Source organism: Bacillus cereus group sp. RP43 (assembly GCF_040459645.1).
GTDB lineage: Bacteria > Bacillota > Bacilli > Bacillales > Bacillaceae_G > Bacillus_A > Bacillus_A mycoides_C.
The window spans coordinates 3,853,853-3,870,703 of the sequence record NZ_JARVHQ010000001.1; the positions used below are offsets into that span (position 1 = coordinate 3,853,853).

Here is a 16,851-nt window from a genome sequence, read left to right on the forward strand (position 1 = left end):
ACCTTCTCCTTTTTTAGGAATAAGAGATGATATCAGCCGCTATCCCTTTTTCACTAACAATTTTTTGATATTTACGACTCACTGAAGATTGGCTGATTCCAAGAGCTTTTGCAGCCTTAGTCGTTGTTTTGTACTGCTTCATTGCAAGTAAAATCAATTGTTCTTCTACAGAATGTAGTGCTTCTTGTAATGGTAATACTCTTGTAATAACTGGTTTTGATTTTTTAAAGTCATAACGAGGTGTTAAAAATTTACTAACAAACTCCGCTTCAATTACTGGATCGTCTGCTGATACTACTAAACGTTCAATCATATTTTGTAATTCACGTACATTTCCTGGCCATGAGTAAAACTCTAGTAAGCTAAGTGCATCTGGAGTTAAATGATAATTTCTATTATATTTTTCATTTAACTGTTGCAAGAAATGAAAGGCAAGTACCGGAACATCTTCCATTCGCTCTCGTAGAGGAGGAACCCGCAACGGAATTACATTTAAGCGATAAAATAAATCTTCACGGAATGTTCCAGATTCCACCATCTTTTCAAGACTCTTATTTGTAGCGGCAATAATTTGTACATTTATTTTCGTAGGTATTGTACTTCCAATAGGAATTACTTCTTGTTCCTGCAGGACTCTAAGCAATTTCACTTGCAAATGTAAAGGCATTTCTCCAATTTCATCTAAAAATAAAATACCTTGATCAGCCTGCTTAAAATATCCTTCTTTCCCATTTTTATCGGCTCCTGTAAAAGCACCTTTCGTATAACCAAATAATTCACTTTCTAACAAAGTCTCTGGAATTGCACCACAATTTAATTTTAAAAATGGCTTTGAAGATCGGTTTCCAAGTTGATGAATTGCCTGAGCAATTACTTCTTTTCCCACGCCAGATTCTCCAGAAATAAGAACATTGGAAGAAAAATCTGCTATTTTTTTAGCTTGGTTAATAATTTGCTCCATTTTCGGACTACAGTAAATAAGCTTCTTAAGAAAACGATCTTTATTTTTAAAATCATCTAACTCCTTCTTATATTGCTCTGATATCTTCTTTATTTCATGTAATTCCGTCTTCAACCTTGTTGCTTCGGTAATATCCCTTGAGGCAATAATAATACGATGAAGCTCTCCATTTTCATTAAATACAGGGTTTCCAACTGCTAATATTTTTCTTCCGCTCTTTGTTTCTTGTACAACTGATACCTTTTTTTGTTTTTCCAACACTAATCGCGTAACAGATGGACTAAATAATCCTTTCTTTTCTAGGTCTAAAAGATTTTTTCCTAACAGGTCTTTCAAATTACTCCCCCAAAAATCATTGATAACCGTTTCACTATAACGAATTAATTCCCCTTTATGATTAACAACTAATATTTCATCATAAATACTAGACAAGATTGCATGTAAATCTTTATTTAAATCCTTTATATATTCAATTTCCATCGCCATGTCCTCGACCATCGGCAAATCTTGTACAATTATAACCATTCCTTCAATACTTTGATCAAAGTTTGGAATCGGACTATAGTCAACTAATACACCCATCTCATTTGTGATTTGTAATTGATTCAAGATCGTTTTTCCCGTTGTAAATACGTTATTAATGTGCTCTTCATTAAAAATCAGTTCTGCTGGTACATTCATAACTTTTTCAGGAGTCGATTTAATCATCTTCAAACCAGACTCATTGCAATTTACAATTTTCTTTTCACGATTTACTACAAAAATCCCCATTGGAATAGACGTTAAAATAATTTTCAATATATCAACACTCTGATTTTCTTGTTTAAATAGTTCTGCAAAAACATCCTCTCTTCTTATATATCCTGTTAGCTCATCCATTTCATTTTTTACTATCGCAATCGGCGCTCCAATAATTTGAAAAAGAGCTGTTAAAGAAATATCTTTACTAAGATGACATATTGTATCTAATGAAACAGCATTTGAAAGCAGTACCTTAGAAGTTAATCCCTTACTATTTGATAGCAGATCCTTCACATGAACGTATGCAAATAATTTCTCCTCTCTTTTTAAAAATAGAAAAGATTCTTTTATATTTTTAACATCTATATTCCATTCCTTTTCAGATTGATCGATAGGTAGAGAAACAATGGGTCTAATTTTTTTATGAGCAATGGAAAACATGCTGCTATTCCTCCTTTGAACTATTTAATTTGTATTGTAACATTAAAAACAGATTTTTTTAATTAATCTGAAAATAAAACGTTTTTTCCTTTACTTAATAAAAAAAAGGAAGATGAACGCCTCCATCTTCCTCATTGTTCTATCTTTAATCACTACCACTAACGAAAAGATCTTCTTGAATATAAGCTAATACCATACCTGGAATTACTTTATCTCCTGCCTCTACTTCTAAAGATTGAACTTCTCCACTACATCCCATCTTAATTACTTCCAGTTTACCATTCATATCTTTAATAGAGAATAATGGCTCCCATTCATAAATTCGTGAATCCTTATTAATAGACACTTTTTCAATTATTCCATAACACGGACTCGTAATAATATCATAATACACAATCAATCATCCCTTTCTCTTATTCTATTAATATTGTTCTTCTAACCTTTGTGACTGAAGAATCATATAGAAAAAGCTTTGAAGCTCTTCTATATCTTCTACCTCAATTCCTAGCCTTGGTGCCCAATATTGTTCCTCTCCAATATCTTCTTGACTTAATAAAACCATTCTCCCATTTTGAATTGAGGTAACCATTGCTTTTCCAAGAAACTGTTGCGAATACGTAACAGCTATATCGTAACGATGACTATTCGATAAAATGCAATAATAGCCGATTTGTTGTCTCTCCACTTCTTCTAATAAAATATCCAGTTTCATTTAAGCCCTCCTTTAGGTTAAAAATGCAACTAGCATATTAGACGTGCTATTCCTACAACTTTGCAACCACCTTCAATGAAATGATTTTCAAGTTCAACTGTATTATGTTTTCTGCTTGGATTACGACAATAACACCCCGCTTTTATATTTTTACTAATTGTACAAAGCAATAATTGTGCCAAATGAAAATACCATATTGACCATCATTTATCAGCCATCCTCTCTAGACTTGCCCCTCTTTCTTATGAATCGTTGAATGAATTATGCAATACTGCATTGGTTACATGATCTTCAAAGCAAAAGACATCGGATCCATTCCCGATGTCTTTTGCTCTTTTATATTTCCTGTACTTCTTCAAAATGCATTTGCGGAGGAGCTGAACGAAACATGTTCGTAATATATAGGAGGTACCCAATTCCGATAGCAGCCCAGCCAAGTCCCAAAATAAGTGAATGGATATTGAGGTTAAACCATAGTACCGCTACAGTAGCAGCACCCAAAATAGGCATAACTAGATAATTTAAGAAATCTTTTATCGTTTTATATTTTTTTTGTTTGATTATATAGTAAGAAATTACAGACAAATTAACAAATGTAAATGCAATCAGTGCTCCAAAGTTAATAAGAGATGCTGCTGTTTCTAAATCAATGAATATAGCGAAGAGCGAAATAATTCCTACAAAAATAATATTATATACTGGAGTTCGCCAGCGAGGATGAATGTACCCGAATATTTTTTTCGGAATTACATTATCTCGCCCCATTACGTATAATAACCTGGATACACTTGTATGAGAAGCTAAACCAGACGCAAGTGTCCCCATAAGGGTTCCTACTAAAAAGAAAGCTTGAAATAATTTCCCACCAACATATAGCGCAATTTCTGGAGATGCTGATTCTTGATTTTTAAATACAGATGTATCTGGAAAAATAGATTGTGTAAAATACGTTGTAGTAATGAATAAAACTCCGCCGATTAAAGCAGTAAGAAAAATAGCTCGAGGAATTGTTTTCTTGGCGTTTGGTGTCTCTTCTGAAAATGTAGTTACTGCATCAAAACCTAAAAATGAGAAACAAAGAATTGTTGCACCTGCAACTAACGGTGATATTTGTATATCTGATTGAAAAAACGGCTGAATGGAAAAAACTTCTCCTGTTCCCTCTCCCGCTAATAAGCCTTTTATAACTAGAAAAACAAATACGGCCATTACTAACACTTGAAATATTACTAAGAACGTATTGAAATTAGCAGTAACATTTACGCTAATCATATTTATTAATGTAACAAGGAGAACAAAGCCAATGACCCATACCCAACTAGGAACACTTGGGAAAAATGCTGACATATAAATTCTCGTTAATAGTGCGTTCACCATTGGTAGAAACAAATAATCCAATAACGCGGACCATCCAACAAGAAACCCAAGCCTTGCACTAATTGTCTTCTGTGTATACGTATAAGCAGATCCTGCGGTAGGAAAAGCCTTTACCATTTTGCCGTAGCTTGCAGCGGTAAACAACATCCCCGCTAATGCAATAAGATAAGCTCCTGGAACATGACCACCCGTTTTTTCAGAAACGATTCCAAATGTATCAAACCCAACCATCGGTGTCATATACCCGACCCCTAGCATAACAATTGACCAAAGCCCTAATGAACGTTTTAAACCAACTACTTTCCCCACCTATCATTCCTCCTACTTTCTCTATCTAATTTCCATTTAAAAATCGACAGTTAAAAGGAAGCGTTTTCAAACAACTGTATATCACACCGAGTATTACCTCCCTTTTCGCTACTTTTTAAATATTCATGCAATTTTTAAGCCAAAATTTCTAGAGTTTAAAAATTCAGTATTAAAAAGAACGTATAGGTGAAATTGGGCCTCATTTCTTCTCATTTTTTATTCATTTTGACATAAGTTATTCAATCTCTCATACGACTAAATATGAAAATAAAACCTTAATCCGTGTTTTTTCTTGATTACCACTTCCTTACAAATTGGGCTTTTACAAGATTAAAATATTTCCATGAAATAATAACATTATGTAAACCATTCATAGCAAAAAAGCTGTCTTTTCTATAAAGACAGCTTTTTCTATAACACTATATTAAAAATTGAATACGAAGTCATCGTCTGCTAACTTTTCAACATTCGTTGCTTTTACGTAACCATTCCCTTTTACAGAGAAGAAGTCATGGTTTTTCGTATCTGTACGTAAACCATTTAAAACGATTGGGTTAATTTCTTCTTCCTCAAACTTCGGCTCAAGTCCTAAGTTCATAAGTCCTTTATTCGCATTGTAACGGACGAAACGATTTACATCCTCTACAAGACCGATAGAAGTGTAAATTTCTTCTGTATATGCCAATTCAATTTCATACAGTTCCATTAATAACTCTTGCGTTTCCGCTTGTACTTCTTGTTGCTCTTCTGCAGACAGTTCTGTGAAGATTTGTTGTGCTAAAATACCAACGAATACGCCGTGAATTGACTCGTCACGAATTATTAAGTTAATAATCTCACCACTTGCCGTCAATTTGCCTTGACCTGCTAAGTAAAGTGGATAGAAGAACCCACTATAGAATAAGTAACTTTCTAAGAACACACTTGCTACCATTGCCATGTATAACTCTTTTTTCGTTACTTCAGGCTTTAATAAACGACGATAGTAACTAGTAACAATACCAGCTTTTTTCTCAAGTAATGGATGGTTATCTACCCATTCAAAAATATCATCAATTTCTTCTTCAGTAGCTAATGTTGTGAAAATATGACTGTAACTCTTCGCATGTACTTCTTCCATAGCGCCCATGAAAGCTAATACACTTTTCGCTTGTAAATTTTCAAGATGAACAAGTACAAGTGGCATCCCTTCGCCGCCTTGTTTCGTATCTAAAAGTGTTAAACCACCTAATACACGCTTATAAGCAATTTGCTCTTCTTTTGATAATTGTGCCCAAGTATTTTTGTCAGAAGACACTGCGATTTCTTCTTCTGTCCAAAACTGAGCGATGTTTTGCTTCCAAAACATTAAACTAAAATCATCTTCTTTTTTGTTCCAGTTTACCGCACGCATTAAATCGCCCCTTCTCTAAATAAACATAAAAAATTGATAACTAAGCATGAGCAGGGTTCAGAAAAACCCTGCTCATAATGTCTCACTTTTTATATTAAACGGTACAAGCCACGCACTCTTCCACGCTTAATTTACGTGTTCTCGTATAATAAAGACTCTTCAAGCCTTTTTTATGTGCATAAATGTAGTAACGTGCTAACTCACGTGTTGAAATATCACTATTAACATAAAGAATTGTACTAATTCCTTGGTCAATATGTTCTTGAACTTCTGCGATTAAATCAATTAATTTAAACTGATTCATATCATAAGAAGATTTATAGTACCAGAACGTATCTTTTGATAGATACGGCATTGGATAATATGTTGTCGCATTCGCATACGTTCTTGATTCAATTTGACTTACGATCGGCATTACGCTTGAAGTTGCATTTTGAACGTAACTGATCGATTGTGTCGGAGCGATTGCAAGACGATATGAGTTGTATAAACCATTCTTCTGTACTTGCTCTTTTAAACTTGTCCAATCTTCTTTTGTTGGAATATGAATTCCTTCAAATAATTGCTGAACTTTTTCAGTTACTGGGCTGTAATCTGTCGTTTCATACTTTTCAAAGTATGTGCCGTTTGCATAATCAGACTTATCGAAGTCTTTAAATGTCTCGCCTTTTTCTTTAGCGATTTCCATACTTTTCTCAATCGAGTAGTAATTTAACATCATAAAGAATGTACGAGCGAATTCTTTCGCTTCTGCACTTTCATAACCGATTTTATTTTTTGCTAAATATCCGTGTAAGTTCATTGCTCCAAGTCCAACTGAATGAAGCTCATCATTTGCTTTTTTAACAGTTGGGGCATTCGGAATGATCGTCATATCAGAAACAGCTGTTAAAGCTTCCATTCCCGCATGAACTGCTTCACGAATTTCTTTATTTTCCATTACGTTTACGATATTTAACGATCCTAAGTTACAGTTAATATCACGACGGATAATGTCTTCTGTACCGTAATCATTTATTTCAGAAGTTTCTTGAAGCTGGAAGATTTCTGTCTCGAATGTTCAACCGAGTTCGCTACTCCTCAGTCCGTTGCTCATGCAACTGCTGTATGTCACCATACAGGACAGACTATATCATCACCTACAGCATTACCTGGTTAGGTGCTCCGCTTTTCGAACGCCAATCGCTTGCGCTCTACTCCCATAAGGGATAGTCGTTAGGCTTTTACTTATCTTAATCTTTCAGAAAGTCTCTTATTACTTTATGTTGTCCGATAACTCTGCTATACAAAATAATAAGATACATTCTGAACTTTTCTATTTTCATTCTAAGATAAGATTTAGCACGGTAGGTTACCTCAAACTTGAGGCTTTCCCCGTTTAACGGAGTTTTCGACTAGCATTTCTACTAGAAGGTGCTACATATTTAACACAAGTTCGACATCTTCACAGTTCCAATATCCTTCAGTGGATGCTGGTTATTTGCATTTGATTTAAACATTAAGTATGGGTAACCAGACTCAAGCTGAATCATTGCAATTTTAATAAGCATATCACGTGCACTAATATCTAGCGGCTTCTTCTTCACTTTCGGATTGCTCATTAATTCATCGTACATTTCGTCAATGTCAATATCATCTAAATGCTTGCCATATTCTTTAAACACCGTATAAGGCGCGAAAACATGGAAAGGTTCGTTTTTCTCAGCAAGCTCAAAGAACTTACTTGGAACGATAATTCCGATTGATAGAGACTGAATACGGCTCTTCTCGTCGGCATTTATTTTTTTTGTATCAAGGAATTCAATAATATCCCAATGGAAGATGTTTAAGTATACTGCGCCGGCACCTTTTCGTTGGCCAAGTTGATTCGCATATGAAAACGAATCTTCAAGCAATTTCATAACAGGTACTACACCACTTGCAGCGTTATCAATACCTTTAATTTGCTCACCACGTGCGCGTAGCTTAGATAAGTTTAAAGCTACTCCCCCGCCAATTTTTGATAATTGCATTGCAGTATTAATGTTAAAGCCGATTGAATTTAAGCTATCGTCCATCTCTAACAAGAAACAAGACACCATTTCTCCTCTTCTGCTTCTTCCCGCATTTAAAAAGGTTGGTGTCGCCGGTTGGTAGTTTTGTTTTACAATCATGCTTGCGAATTGTTTTGCCTTCGCAACATCACCGCGTCCTAAGTATAATGACACAATTGCTACACGATCTTCATAGCTTTCTAAGTATTGTTTTTGATCATTCGTTTTTAACGCATAATCTTTGTAGAACTTAGACGCTGCCATATAAGATTGGAATTCGAAGTTTTCACCATAAGCGATGTTATATACTTCTTCTACTTCCTCCAAGCTATACTCGTCCAGAACATTGTAATAGTAATCATGTTCTTTCATATACTCCATTCGCTCTGCCACGCTATTAAAAGGAACGGTATTCTCTCTAGCTTCTTCCATAAAGACTTCTAATGCCTCTTTATCTTTATGAAGCTGATAAAAACCGTCCTGCATTTGCGTGATTTCATTATTCAGTTCAATGTGTCGCAATCTCCCGCACCCTTTCTTTAAAATATTCTACATCATTATTTGTTCCAGATAACTCAAATTTTGATACAATAGGCACTTCATATTTAGTAGAAATTTTGTCAGCACTTGCACCAAACATGTCTCCCCAATTACGATTGCCACTTGCAGATACGCCTTTTAATTTTTCATTATTGCGTTCTAAAAAGTCTAAAACACGTTCCGGTACATTGCCAAAACCTGTTGTATACGTAATAAGAATAAAGTCTTCATCTAATACTAGAGCTTCATCAATTTGAACGGCCGGCATATTTAATTTGTGAATGAAACGCTTCACGTTTCCTGTCATAGAATCATATGCAACTAACATTTCCGACCCTCCCTCTCCAATCTATATTCTCTGTATGTCGTTTCTTGATTTCTCTATATATTGTATTACGTTTCAAAATAAGACACAAGATATATGTATAAATTCTTTCTTTTTTTAACTTTTACTTTTCGACATGACCGTCGATTTTTTTCAATACAAAGACTATGAAACAACATTCTAAAACTCATGTCAATAAAGTGCTTTTCAAAAAAGTTGTCAACGAATTTAACCTTATTTTAAAAAAAGTTAACAATATTTTTTGTCATAAAACAGTAAATGCTGGAGTAATATATTTCTCCAGCATCACGCAAAAAAGAACAGATATTAAACGATAATCTGTTCTAACAAACGATTACATTTATCAATTTTACTTTATTAAATATTATACATATTCTTTCGTTCCTCGTTACATACTAAAAGATAACTATTATAGAAAAAGATTATTATTATGGAACTTCAATTTATTTATGAAAAAAATTATTCAGGGTGCTCAATACGCAAAATATCTTTTACAAATATATGATGTGGATTCTCATCTTTATCGAGCATTGTACATACAGGAGCTTCTTCATCAAAGTATACGATCATTCCTTCTACGTACTGATATGTATGTTGAACTTGTACCGTTACTTTAATTTCTACTGCTTGTTCATACGCCCCTTTTATTTTCTGAAGCATTTTTGCTGAACATTTTCGTTTCTCTGGATACATAACCATTCCCATAAACCTATTCCCAGCTCTATCTTTCCACATATAATCCCAATGTGGCAATATGCCTTGTTTAAAATCTCCCATAATTCTCCTCTCCTTTATCTTCGATTTATGAACGTGGTGTTTCTGAATATGTATAAATTACCTGTCCACCGCGCTGTGCGTTCCCGATAATATGTTTAAAATCTTCTCGATTTACAACAACTTCTCTGAACGTATAAAATACATCTTTTGTCGCAACATACTCCTTTATTTCATCATTTTTCAGCTGATCCAAAATTGTATTTGCTAATTGTTTATCCATGTATTTCACCTCTCTGCAATAGTTTATTTTATCGCATCTTCTATAGGTCGACAACGGTAAAATTATCCCTTTATTATTATGTAATTCACTTTCATTATTTTTATATCTATATCACTTTATTATATTCGCACTAAATATCATATACTAACATAGCTACTTCTCTATATCAAACTTTTTGACACTCTGTATACGCCACTGTTTGTTATTTTATTTTATGCTACAATATACACATAGAACTAGGAGGGATACTATGATTCGGAAAGCAAAAAAGACAGATGCGGTAGGAGTAGCACCTTTACTGTATGACGCTCTGCACGAAATTGCTGAAAAAATCACAGGTAGCACAATTGAAGCAAAAGTAATACTAGGACTTGAAACATGGTTCACAAAAGAAAATAATCGATTGAGCTATGAAAACTGTTTAGTGGCTGAACAAGATGGAAAAGTAGTTGGGGTTATTGTCGTTTATCACGGTAGTGACACTGAACAACTTGATGCACCAATCATACACTACTTAAGAGAACTACATGAAGACGAATCCATTACGTTAGAAAAAGAAGCTGAACTTGATGAGTATTATATTGACACGTTGTCAGTTTCAAATATGTACAGTGGACGTGGCATTGGCTCTAAATTAATCGATGCAGCTGAACTTCATGCAACTGAAAAAGGGCATGAAAAAATCGCCTTACTTGTTAATTTAGAAAACAAACGCGCTTTTTCACTATATGAAAAACTTGGTTACAAAGAAGATAAAACCGTTATGCTCGTCGGTGAACCGTATGCCCATCTAATAAAAACATTACGGTCATTGGTTTCTATATCTTAAAAGGACAATTCTTTTTTACTTGTTATGTAGAGAAAGAGGCTGCCAAAGGGACAGCCTCTTTTAAATTAATTTTGTATTTAATACATTTCCATCCATCGCCTCATGAAATGTATACGTTGTACACCCCCATGGCTTCCTATGGAAAATAGGCGAACCAGACCACCCCATTGCCCTCAGTTCAGTCCCAAGCATCGCATTAAAATAACTATGACCTACAAGGGCAATATGTCCATGTACGAGCGCATAGCGGTGCAACATATTAGTGGCTTGCCTTGCTCTTTCTCGTACTTCCTTATAAGACTCAACCTCTTTACTATAACCAACTATCCATCGTGTACGTCCAATAAACATCCATACATTCGGTTTACATTTCAACCATTTTGGAGCATAAAAACTTGTTGGAACTTCAGCTTCCCTAAAAAGAGGATTTTGCACAAAAGATAGGGAATCCAATAACTCAGCCGCTGACTGTACAGCGCACCTTTGATCACTCGTTACAACCAGTTTCGCTGATTCAATCGCCTCAATTGTTTCAATTGGTATAGGAGTTTCTTTTACTGTAGTCCCTAAATCATATTGCTTCATCCAGTCACGAAATGAAATAATTGTCATTGGCTCTATAGTACTGTCCAAACGACCATGACGAATAAAAGAAATTCGCATTCTTTCCACTCCCCATTCATCACTTACGAACTATATTACGTACTATTTCTTATTGCCATCATACCATGCATAAAAAGAAAGTTATATATCCCCACCACTATCATGTGTTATCGATGTGTGCACACCATCCAGTCCATCAAAATATGTAGTTGTTTCATGATGACGCACTTTCTTCAACTGTATATAAGAAAATAAAAATAATAAAATCGCTATAAAGCTCCCCACAACTTCAAACATCATTTTACCGCCCCTAATTTATCCCACTTTAGTAGGTTATTGTGTCTTTCATTATACCCCTATATAAAGATGTATGCACTTTCATCATTCCTCTCCTAAACAATATTTTTTTACATATTTTCTTACAAAAAGTTAATTTTTTTCGGTTTTTTGCTTTGGAAACATTTACAAAGTAATAAATATAGTTCAAAATAGGAGGAAATAAAAAAATCCCAAATTATTCTTTTTTGGTGAAAACTGTAACAAGGAGAGTTGCTTATGCAGATCGCAGAAACTGGAGATATCATCGAATTTAAAGGTGGCATGCAAGGCCGTGTTCAAAAAGTGAATCAAAACTCTGTTATTGTTGATATAACAATTATGGAGAATTTTAGAGAACTAGATATGGAACCTCTTACAGTTGTAAGTCATAAAAACTATACTGTCATCAATCAAAATGCATAATATAATAGAGAGAAAGGATCTGTATGTTATACAGATCCTTTCTCTCTATTATATATTAACGATTATCAATTGTTTCTGGATATAGATCATGGTTCATCATGCGGTAGTCTGCCATTTGTTCATACTTCGTTCCTGGGCGACCATAATTGCAGTACGGATCGATTGAAATACCACCACGTGGTGTAAATTTCCCCCATACTTCAATGTAACGTGGATCCATTAATTTAATTAAATCATTCATAATAACGTTCATGCAATCTTCGTGGAAGTCACCATGATTTCGGAAGCTGAATAAATATAGCTTTAAAGATTTACTCTCTACCATTCTTTGTTCTGGAATGTAGCTAATATAAATTGTTGCAAAATCTGGTTGTCCTGTTTTTGGACATAAACTTGTAAATTCAGGACAATTGAATTTTACAAAGTAATCACGGTTTGGATGGTTATTATCAAATACCTCTAAAATTTCCGGGCTATATTCAAATAAATATTTTGTATTTTGATTTCCTAATAACGTTACATCTTTTAAATCTTCATCTAATCTTCCTGCCATTTTAAACATCCCTTCTCATTATACCCCTCGTTTATTTCCCCATACTAACGCATGAAGCTGAGGCAGTACTTTCGCATCATTCATTTCTTTACAATTCACAGCTTTTTCAATAAGCCACTCATATTTTTCTAATAGTTTTTTTATAAGCACCGCATCATCCACTGTTTTCGTATCATCATTCCCTACTTGTAAGAAAAATGGTACATTCGGATAACGCTCGTGCATCTTAACTGCATATTCAAAATCTTGATCATCGAATACAACTACTTTTAAACTAAAATCTTTCCCTGCTAGTTTATGAATAACAGAATCTAACATCTGAAAATCTGTTTTCATTGCCGAACTTGGTGGTTTTGGAGAAATCGTTACCTCATCAATTTGAAGCAACCAATCTTGCCATTTACTTCCTTGCGTTTCTACCGCTGTTCGCATTCCATTCTCCTTTAATATAGAAAGAAGAAATTGCATATTTTTCAGCAAAACAGGATTTCCACCTGAAATCGTAACATGAGAAAATTTTTCTCCACCAATTTCTACAAGCTCATTCCAAATGTCTTCCGGCGTCATTTGTTTAATTTGATCTTTGGCCGATCCATCCCATGTAAAAGCAGAATCACACCAAGCACAGCTATAATCACAGCCCGCTGTACGGATAAACATTGTCTTTTGTCCTACAACCATCCCTTCTCCTTGAATGGTCGGACCAAATATTTCTAAGACCGGGATTTTACTCATCGAGCATCCACTCCCGTCTTACTTCCGCATAACTAGTCGGCGTCTCAAAAAGACGAACAAATTCAACACGAGCTCCCTTGTATTCGTTCGCACGATTATCTTTCGTTAATGCTTCTGCCATCTTTTCATAAATCCAAACGACCATATTCTCAGCAGTCGTATTCATTTCTGGCAATGTTTCGTTTAAATAACGATGATCTAAATAAATTTCTATTTCATTTTTCCAAATCTGTTTTATATCTCCAAAGTCAATTGCAAGGCCTATTTCATTTACATATCCACTAATTCCAAATACGACTTTATATGTGTGTCCATGTAAATTTTTACATTTCCCTTCATAGCAGTGTAAATGGTGCGCTGCATCAAATGTAAATTCCTTGCTGACCATTACTCTTTTATTATGATATTTGAGTTGTTCACGCTGAATATCCTTGTCCATTTTTTGCAAATTTTCTACGATGCGAAATCCAAAAAAGTTATCCATTAGTTGCTCGCTCCTTCGCGTTCTTGTAGATACGTATCTAATCCTGCTTTACGAAGTTGACATGCTGGACATTCACCGCAACCATCACCAATGATTCCGTTATAACATGTTAATGTTTTTTCTCTAACAAACTCAAATGCTCCAAGTTCATCAGATAATTTCCATGTCTCTGCTTTATCAATCCACATAAGTGGTGTATGAATAACAAACGGATAATCCATAGATAAATTTAATGTAACGTTTAATGATTTCACAAACACGTCACGACAATCTGGATAACCACTGAAATCAGTTTCACATACACCTGTTACAATATGACGTGCTCCAACTTGTTTTGCTAATACAGCCGCAAATGATAAAAATAGTAAATTTCGTCCATCTACAAATGTTGATGGCAATTCACCTTCTTCATGTGTAATCTCCATATCCGTTCTCGTTAACGCATTTGGAGCAAGTTGATTTAATAAACTCATATCTAGTACCGTATGTTTAATTCCTAACTCTTTCGCGATTTCCACTGCACAATCAATTTCTAACTTATGACGTTGATTGTAATTAAACGTTACCGCTTCCACTTCTGCAAACTGTTGTATTGCCCAAAATAAACATGTTGTACTATCTTGTCCACCACTAAAAACAACAACTGCTTTTTCTTTTTTCATTTCACTCATTCTCCTTCTCTACTACGAATAAGAAGAAAGAACGTTCTTGAACTGTCACAATAAAAAAACAAAACAATACCTAAGGATATTGTTGTTTCCATAGTTTTTTATAGAGGGAGTTCGCGAACCTCTCCCATGCAGTGCACGGAATTTCTTCTTTCATTGACAAAGATTATTGTAACATATTGTATACTATCAGAAAAAATTTCTGATTTTTTCCTCTATTTAATATTTCATTTCTTTCATTTTATAGTATGATTGATTTAATGTGAGAAGAGAGGAGGCACCCCACTGAAACTCTTTATTATTTATCTCTTTTTAAATATATTATCCATCCTTGTTACAATGCTTGTATATCATTTATTTTGGAATCAAAAAGGGAAACGCTCTCCTAAATTAAATTCAGCTATATTTATTATATTATGTTGCCTCGCTACCATACTATGTATCACTTTCGCAGCAAAAACAAATTATGGATTTCAATTTGATATGCGTCATATCGTATTAATTGTCGGTACATTAACAGGAGGTCCTATTGCCGGTGCTTCCATCTTAGCTGTATTAAACATATACCGCTTCTTATTAGGAGGAATAGGTGTTTTCCCATCCTTTATCGCTTCGGTTCTACTATTCATTGTTCTACTATTAACATACAAGCTGTTTAACCGAAGTTCTAATCGTATAAAAATAGCACTCGCTATCTTTTACAGTCTCATATTCGGATTTGGCTGGATACCATTTTTCCTTTCAGAGGTGACAAATACAGCAGATTATATACCACATATTATCGTGTACGAACTATGTACGATGCTTGGTACAATCCTTATTTTATATTTGCTACACATATTGCAAACGCAAGTTCGTCTCCAAAATGAACTTATGAATGCTGAAAAATTTCATTTAATCGGTGAAATGGCAGCTTCTATCTCTCATGAAATTCGCAACCCTTTAACTTCAACGAAAGGATTTTTGCAACTTTTACAGTCAGATACATGTTCTGAGAAGGAACGAAAACTATATACGGAAATAGCCATCAATGGTATTGAACAGGCAAATCATGTACTTACAGATTATTTAACGTTTGCAAAACCAAGTATTGAGAAAGAACAACAGTTGCAAGTAGAAAATGAGTTACTCCATGCCGTATCTCTTATTACACCACTTGCAAATTTAACAAATGTTCGCATACATTATATAAAACAAAGTACAGCTTTCTTTATTGCTGGTGAAAAACAAAAGTTTAACCAATGCTTATTAAACATTTTAAAGAATTGTATTGAAGCTATGCCAAAAGGCGGCGATCTCATTCTCACATTAGTGCCAGATCATAAATTTATACAATTATATATAAAGGATACTGGTGTAGGGATGGATTCCGAACAAGTGAAACGTCTCGGTTCTCCTTTCTACTCAACAAAAGAAAAAGGTACCGGACTCGGAATGATGGTCGTCTTCAGTGTCATTCAAGCAATGGATGGAAAGATTGATATTATAAGCGAAAAAGGTACCGGTACAACTTTCTTATTAACTTTCCCACTCATACAAAAAACGTGATGAAGTTCATCACGTTTTTTCTGTTCCTTCAACTAATTCTGCAAAAGCTTTCACTTTCCCATGTGGCTTTTGATTTTCTTTCCGAGCTTTCCAGGCGCGCTCTTCTTCTCTCTTTTTCTTTGACATACTTTTCAACTCCTTTTTCTCTTCTTCATGTAGTATTCCTAAATAAGAAATAAAACTATGCATGAGTAAAAAAGGAAAAGAAGCGGTTCGCCGCTTCTTTTCCTTTTATCCCGCTATTTGAGGGCAGCCTGATTGGTGCGTACTAATAATCAGTGATATGCCCCTTACTTTATCGCTGTAAAATTGCATGTTTCGCTTCTTTTAGCTGTGTAAGATGTCTTTGTTCATGTAAATCCAGAAATTGAACCCATTGATATAAATTCAAATCATTAAAAATAGGATGTTTTAATCCATTTTCAAATAATTCTTTTTCATCTATCACACTATGCAGTGCATGTAATAATTCTTGTCGTGAATGTTCTAGTAATTGAATTCCTTGCAACTTTTTCATTAATGTTTCTGTTGGTTTCATTTGTTGAGGAGCTTCCCGTTTATGTGTGCGATCAAGCGTAAGTTGGAGGTCTTTAAATGGAGCAAGTTTTCTTTCTTTTTTCTGTAAAGCATATACAAGGGCCGACGTGACAGACTGTTCAACTAAATGCAAATGATGCAAAATTTGAATAATACTCCATTTATCACGGCGTGGCTTTACATTCACCTCCGTATCATTTAACATTTCAATTTCTGATAACAGCGTGCTTCGTGTAGACTGTAATGAGTGGACTAAAGTTTCTAAACTAACATCCATATTAGATTGAAGCATAGTGCTTTCCC

Annotated in this window: 20 protein-coding genes, 1 pseudogene and 1 riboswitch; of the genes and pseudogenes, 3 read left to right on the plus strand and 18 right to left on the minus strand. The window is 34.5% G+C overall.

Annotation, left to right across the window (positions count from 1 at the left end; translation table 11 throughout):
- Positions 1-13 precede the first annotated feature (13 nt).
- The 10 genes and pseudogenes from QCI75_RS20115 to QCI75_RS20160 form a co-directional block, all read right to left on the minus strand.
- Positions 14-2,143, minus strand: a complete 2,130-nt coding sequence (locus QCI75_RS20115; RefSeq protein ID WP_353761068.1) for a sigma 54-interacting transcriptional regulator — start codon at positions 2,141-2,143, stop codon at positions 14-16.
- Positions 2,144-2,288: 145 nt separating this feature from the next.
- A complete protein-coding gene (locus QCI75_RS20120; protein WP_002149602.1) occupies positions 2,289-2,537 on the minus strand; it encodes a biotin/lipoyl attachment domain-containing protein in 249 nt (82 codons plus the stop codon).
- Between the two features lie 27 nt (positions 2,538-2,564).
- Positions 2,565-2,855 carry an SAV0927 family protein gene (locus QCI75_RS20125; RefSeq protein WP_002149603.1) on the minus strand — a complete coding sequence of 97 codons (291 nt, stop codon included), beginning with the start codon at positions 2,853-2,855 and terminating at the stop codon, positions 2,565-2,567.
- A 336-nt stretch (positions 2,856-3,191) separates the two neighbouring features.
- Positions 3,192-4,541 carry an APC family permease gene (locus tag QCI75_RS20130; protein ID WP_144506224.1) on the minus strand — a complete coding sequence of 450 codons (1,350 nt, stop codon included), beginning with the start codon at positions 4,539-4,541 and terminating at the stop codon, positions 3,192-3,194.
- A 424-nt stretch (positions 4,542-4,965) separates the two neighbouring features.
- Complete coding sequence (gene nrdF, locus QCI75_RS20135) at positions 4,966-5,934, minus strand: class 1b ribonucleoside-diphosphate reductase subunit beta (protein WP_078175596.1); 969 nt, start codon at positions 5,932-5,934, stop codon at positions 4,966-4,968.
- Between the two features lie 94 nt (positions 5,935-6,028).
- Positions 6,029-6,979 carry a ribonucleotide reductase large subunit gene (locus QCI75_RS20140; protein WP_337692285.1) on the minus strand — a complete coding sequence of 317 codons (951 nt, stop codon included), beginning with the start codon at positions 6,977-6,979 and terminating at the stop codon, positions 6,029-6,031.
- A gap of 382 nt (positions 6,980-7,361) precedes the next feature.
- Positions 7,362-8,489: pseudogene (locus QCI75_RS20145) on the minus strand (ribonucleotide reductase N-terminal alpha domain-containing protein); the annotation flags it as partial.
- On the minus strand, positions 8,476-8,835 hold the full coding sequence (gene nrdI / locus QCI75_RS20150) for a class Ib ribonucleoside-diphosphate reductase assembly flavoprotein NrdI (protein WP_000959445.1): 360 nt from the start codon (positions 8,833-8,835) through the stop codon (positions 8,476-8,478). The pseudogene QCI75_RS20145 and the gene nrdI, both read right to left, overlap by 14 nt.
- A gap of 477 nt (positions 8,836-9,312) precedes the next feature.
- Positions 9,313-9,630, minus strand: coding sequence for a hypothetical protein (locus QCI75_RS20155; protein WP_144506225.1), 318 nt, complete (start codon positions 9,628-9,630; stop codon positions 9,313-9,315).
- A 25-nt stretch (positions 9,631-9,655) separates the two neighbouring features.
- On the minus strand, positions 9,656-9,850 hold the full coding sequence (locus QCI75_RS20160; RefSeq protein ID WP_002011514.1) for a hypothetical protein: 195 nt from the start codon (positions 9,848-9,850) through the stop codon (positions 9,656-9,658).
- A gap of 250 nt (positions 9,851-10,100) precedes the next feature.
- On the opposite strand from QCI75_RS20160, the gene QCI75_RS20165 reads away from it, so the two are divergent.
- Entirely contained in the window at positions 10,101-10,679 is a 579-nt protein-coding gene (locus tag QCI75_RS20165) for a GNAT family N-acetyltransferase (RefSeq protein WP_144506226.1), read from the plus strand.
- Positions 10,680-10,739: 60 nt separating this feature from the next.
- On the opposite strand, the gene QCI75_RS20170 is transcribed toward QCI75_RS20165, so the two are convergent.
- Complete coding sequence (locus tag QCI75_RS20170; RefSeq protein ID WP_144506227.1) at positions 10,740-11,342, minus strand: histidine phosphatase family protein; 603 nt, start codon at positions 11,340-11,342, stop codon at positions 10,740-10,742.
- Between the two features lie 81 nt (positions 11,343-11,423).
- Positions 11,424-11,579: a hypothetical protein gene (locus tag QCI75_RS20175; RefSeq protein WP_002201239.1), complete on the minus strand. Its 156-nt coding sequence runs from the start codon at positions 11,577-11,579 to the stop codon at positions 11,424-11,426.
- 258 nt (positions 11,580-11,837) lie between these two features.
- On the opposite strand from QCI75_RS20175, the gene QCI75_RS20180 reads away from it, so the two are divergent.
- Positions 11,838-12,023: a YkvS family protein gene (locus QCI75_RS20180; RefSeq protein ID WP_001165081.1), complete on the plus strand. Its 186-nt coding sequence runs from the start codon at positions 11,838-11,840 to the stop codon at positions 12,021-12,023.
- A gap of 55 nt (positions 12,024-12,078) precedes the next feature.
- Here QCI75_RS20180 and queF read toward each other — a convergent pair whose 3' ends face one another.
- The 4 genes from queF to queC are packed head-to-tail and all read right to left on the minus strand — an operon-like array spanning position 12,079 to position 14,457.
- The gene (queF, locus tag QCI75_RS20185) at positions 12,079-12,576 is read right to left on the minus strand and encodes a preQ(1) synthase (protein ID WP_000918895.1); all 498 of its coding nucleotides are present in this window, start codon (positions 12,574-12,576) and stop codon (positions 12,079-12,081) included.
- 18 nt (positions 12,577-12,594) lie between these two features.
- The gene (gene queE / locus QCI75_RS20190; RefSeq protein WP_144506228.1) at positions 12,595-13,311 is read right to left on the minus strand and encodes a 7-carboxy-7-deazaguanine synthase QueE; all 717 of its coding nucleotides are present in this window, start codon (positions 13,309-13,311) and stop codon (positions 12,595-12,597) included.
- Entirely contained in the window at positions 13,304-13,795 is a 492-nt protein-coding gene (gene queD / locus QCI75_RS20195; RefSeq protein ID WP_144506229.1) for a 6-carboxytetrahydropterin synthase QueD, read from the minus strand. Before queD ends, queE begins: the two co-directional genes overlap by 8 nt.
- Positions 13,795-14,457: a 7-cyano-7-deazaguanine synthase QueC gene (gene queC, locus QCI75_RS20200; protein ID WP_002158728.1), complete on the minus strand. Its 663-nt coding sequence runs from the start codon at positions 14,455-14,457 to the stop codon at positions 13,795-13,797. Before queC ends, queD begins: the two co-directional genes overlap by 1 nt.
- Positions 14,458-14,550: 93 nt before the next feature.
- A riboswitch (PreQ1 riboswitch) is annotated at positions 14,551-14,594 on the minus strand.
- Positions 14,595-14,802: 208 nt separating this feature from the next.
- Here queC and QCI75_RS20205 point away from each other — a divergent pair.
- The gene (locus QCI75_RS20205; protein WP_353761069.1) at positions 14,803-16,011 is read left to right on the plus strand and encodes an ATP-binding protein; all 1,209 of its coding nucleotides are present in this window, start codon (positions 14,803-14,805) and stop codon (positions 16,009-16,011) included.
- Between the two features lie 9 nt (positions 16,012-16,020).
- Here QCI75_RS20205 and QCI75_RS20210 read toward each other — a convergent pair whose 3' ends face one another.
- Positions 16,021-16,137 (minus strand): DUF6254 family protein, encoded by a 117-nt coding sequence (locus QCI75_RS20210; RefSeq protein ID WP_000038354.1) that lies wholly within the window; start codon positions 16,135-16,137, stop codon positions 16,021-16,023.
- 169 nt (positions 16,138-16,306) lie between these two features.
- Positions 16,307-16,840, minus strand: a complete 534-nt coding sequence (locus tag QCI75_RS20215) for a DinB family protein (protein WP_002030551.1) — start codon at positions 16,838-16,840, stop codon at positions 16,307-16,309.
- Positions 16,841-16,851: the final 11 nt, after the last annotated feature.